At 68.9% G+C, this 2,601-nt stretch carries 3 protein-coding genes; 2 read left to right on the top strand and 1 reads right to left on the bottom strand.

Features of this window, described 5'->3' with window-relative positions; genetic code table 11:
• Both aceA and VGE49_RS06695 read left to right on the top strand, forming a co-directional pair.
• Window positions 1–1,115, top strand: a 1,115-nt coding sequence (gene aceA, locus VGE49_RS06700; protein WP_331033785.1) for an isocitrate lyase, incomplete at its 5' end; no start/stop codon positions are given.
• Window positions 1,116–1,130: 15 nt separating this feature from the next.
• Window positions 1,131–1,340 carry a hypothetical protein gene (locus VGE49_RS06695; protein WP_331033784.1) on the top strand — a complete coding sequence of 70 codons (210 nt, stop codon included), beginning with the start codon at window positions 1,131–1,133 and terminating at the stop codon, window positions 1,338–1,340.
• 28 nt (window positions 1,341–1,368) lie between these two features.
• On the opposite strand, the gene VGE49_RS06690 is transcribed toward VGE49_RS06695, so the two are convergent.
• Window positions 1,369–2,601, bottom strand: a 1,233-nt coding sequence (locus VGE49_RS06690) for an ATP-binding protein (RefSeq protein WP_331033783.1), incomplete at its 5' end; no start/stop codon positions are given.

Here is a 2,601-nt window from a genome sequence, read left to right as displayed (position 1 = left end):
AGCCGTTCGTGAACGCCCTCGGCGCCGTCACCGGCAACCAGGCCATGCAGATGGTCCGGGCCGGGCTGAAGGCCATCTATCTGTCGGGTTGGCAGGTGGCCGCCGACGCGAACACGGCCTCGGCCATGTACCCCGACCAGTCTCTGTATCCCGCCAACGCCGCGCCCGAGCTGTGCCGGCGCATCAACCGCACCCTGCAGCGCGCCGACCAGATCGAGCACGCCGAGGGCGGGGCGAAGCGCGACTGGTTCGCCCCGATCGTGGCCGATGCCGAGGCCGGTTTCGGCGGGCCGCTGAACAGCTTCGAGATCATGAAGGCCTTCATCGAGGCGGGCGCCGCGGGCGTTCACTTTGAGGACCAGCTGGCCTCCGAGAAGAAGTGCGGCCACCTCGGCGGCAAGGTGCTGATCCCGACCCAGGCGCACGAGCGCAACCTGATCGCCGCCCGGCTGGCGGCCGACGTCTGCGGCGTCGCGACCCTGACGGTGGCGCGGACGGACGCCGAGAGCGCCCAGTTGATCACCTCGGACGTCGACGAGCGGGACCACCCGTTCATCGACCGGGAGAACCGGACGCCTGAGGGCTTCTTCCGGCTGAAGCCCGGAACCGGTCTGGACCATTGCATCGCCCGCGGCCTCGCATATGCGAAATACGCCGACCTGCTGTGGTGGGAGACCTCGCACCCCGACCTGGACGACGCCCGGAAGTTCGCCGAGGCGATCCAGCGCGAGCACCCCGGCAAGCTGATGGCCTACAACTGCTCGCCGTCCTTCAACTGGAAGGCCAAGCTGGACGACGCCACCATCGCCAAATTCCAGCGCGAGCTGGGGGCCATGGGCTACAAGTTCCAGTTCGTGACCCTGGCGGGCTTCCACAGCCTGAACAACTCCATGTTCGAGCTGGCCGACGGCTACCGCGATCGCGGCATGGCGGCCTATTCCGAGCTGCAGCAGCGCGAGTTCGCCAACGAGGCTGCCGGCTACACCGCCACCCGCCACCAGCGCGAAGTCGGCACCGGCTATTTCGATCAGGTCGCCACGGTCATCTCGAACGGCCAGTCCTCGACCACGGCCCTGAAAGACTCGACCGAGACCGCCCAGTTTCACGCCGCCTAACCAGGAGAGACACGCATGGAACCGCTGACCCGACCCCAGGCCATCATCGACTTCTGTCTGGCGCCCCTGGCGCTGGATGGATCAACCGAGGCCGAGCGCGAGGTGCGCCGCCGTCTGGAGCACGTCATCAAGACGTTCCAGTCCAAGGCCGCCCGGCCGATGAGCGTGGACTTCTCGTCCATGCCCAGCCAGGTCATCAACGAAGCCGCCCACGGCTACGAATAACCCACGGCTACACTGAGAGAGAAGACCCTCAGGCCGCTCGCTCAGCGGCCTGAGGCGCGTCCGCCGTCAGTTCCGCCACCATGGCCAGCAGGGCCTCGATGCTGAAGGGCTTGGCCAGGTGGCGGTCGGCGCCGGCCTCCAGTCCCGCGACGATATGTTCGGGCAGGGCGTTGGCGGTCAGCATGACGACCGGCGTGCGGGGCATGCCCATGGCCACTTCGTGCAGGCGAATCTCGCGGGTGGCGGTCAGGCCGTCCATCACCGGCATCTGCATGTCCATCAGCACCAGGTCGAAGCTTGAGGCCCGGCAGGCCTCCACCGCCTGGGCGCCGTCTTCCACTGAAACCAGATCCACCGCCGCCTGATCCAGGATCAACTCGACCACGCGCCGGTTGGTGGGGTGGTCGTCGGCGACGAGGATACGCAGACGGCGTTCGGCGTCAGCCGGCTGGGTGTCGGCGGCGGGAGCCGCGGGCGTCGCCGGCGGAGGCGCAACAGGCGCCTGGGCGGCGCGCAACGGCAAGGTCAGGATGAAGGCCGCGCCGCCGCCCGGCTCGCTCTCGCAGCCCAGGTCGCCGCCCATCATGGCCGCCAGCTCGCGGCTGATCGCCAGCCCCAGGCCCGAGCCGCCGAAGCGCCGGGTGATGTCGCCGTCGGCCTGTTCGAAGCGGCTGAACAGGCGGTCGCGGGTTTCGGCGTCAAAGCCGATGCCGGTATCCTGAACCACGAAGCGCAGGCCTTTCGGCCCGGCGTCGACCGTCAGGCTGACGAAGCCGGCGGCGGTGAACTTGACGGCGTTGGAGACCAGGTTGGTCAGGATCTGCTTCAGCCGCACGGCGTCGCCGTGGACCCAGATGCGGGCTTCCGGCGCGACCTCGACCACGAACTGCAGCCCCTTGTCGCGGGCGGCGGCGGCGTAGAGCTGGGCCGCCTCCTCCGTCGCGCGGGCCAGGTTGAAGGGTTCGTCGCCCAGTTCCAGCCGACCCGATTCGACGCGGGCCAGATCCAGGATGTCGCTGAGAAGGGTCTGCAGGGTGCGGCTGGACGAATGGATCAGTTCCAGCATCTCGCGCTGCTGCTCGTCCAGGCTGGTGCGGGCCAGGGCCTGCGCCACGCCGATGACGCCGTTCAGGGGCGTGCGGATCTCGTGGCTCATATTGGCCAGGAACTGGCTCTTGGCGCGGTTGGCGGCGTCGGCGGCGTCGCGCGCCTCGGCCAGGGCCTGGGCGTCGCGCTTCAGGTCGGTGATGTCGGAGCAGAC

This window comes from Brevundimonas sp. (assembly GCF_036405315.1).
In the GTDB taxonomy this organism is placed as follows: domain Bacteria; phylum Pseudomonadota; class Alphaproteobacteria; order Caulobacterales; family Caulobacteraceae; genus Brevundimonas.
Note: the sequence above shows the minus strand (reverse complement) of the source record. Positions and strands in the feature narration are given on the sequence as shown.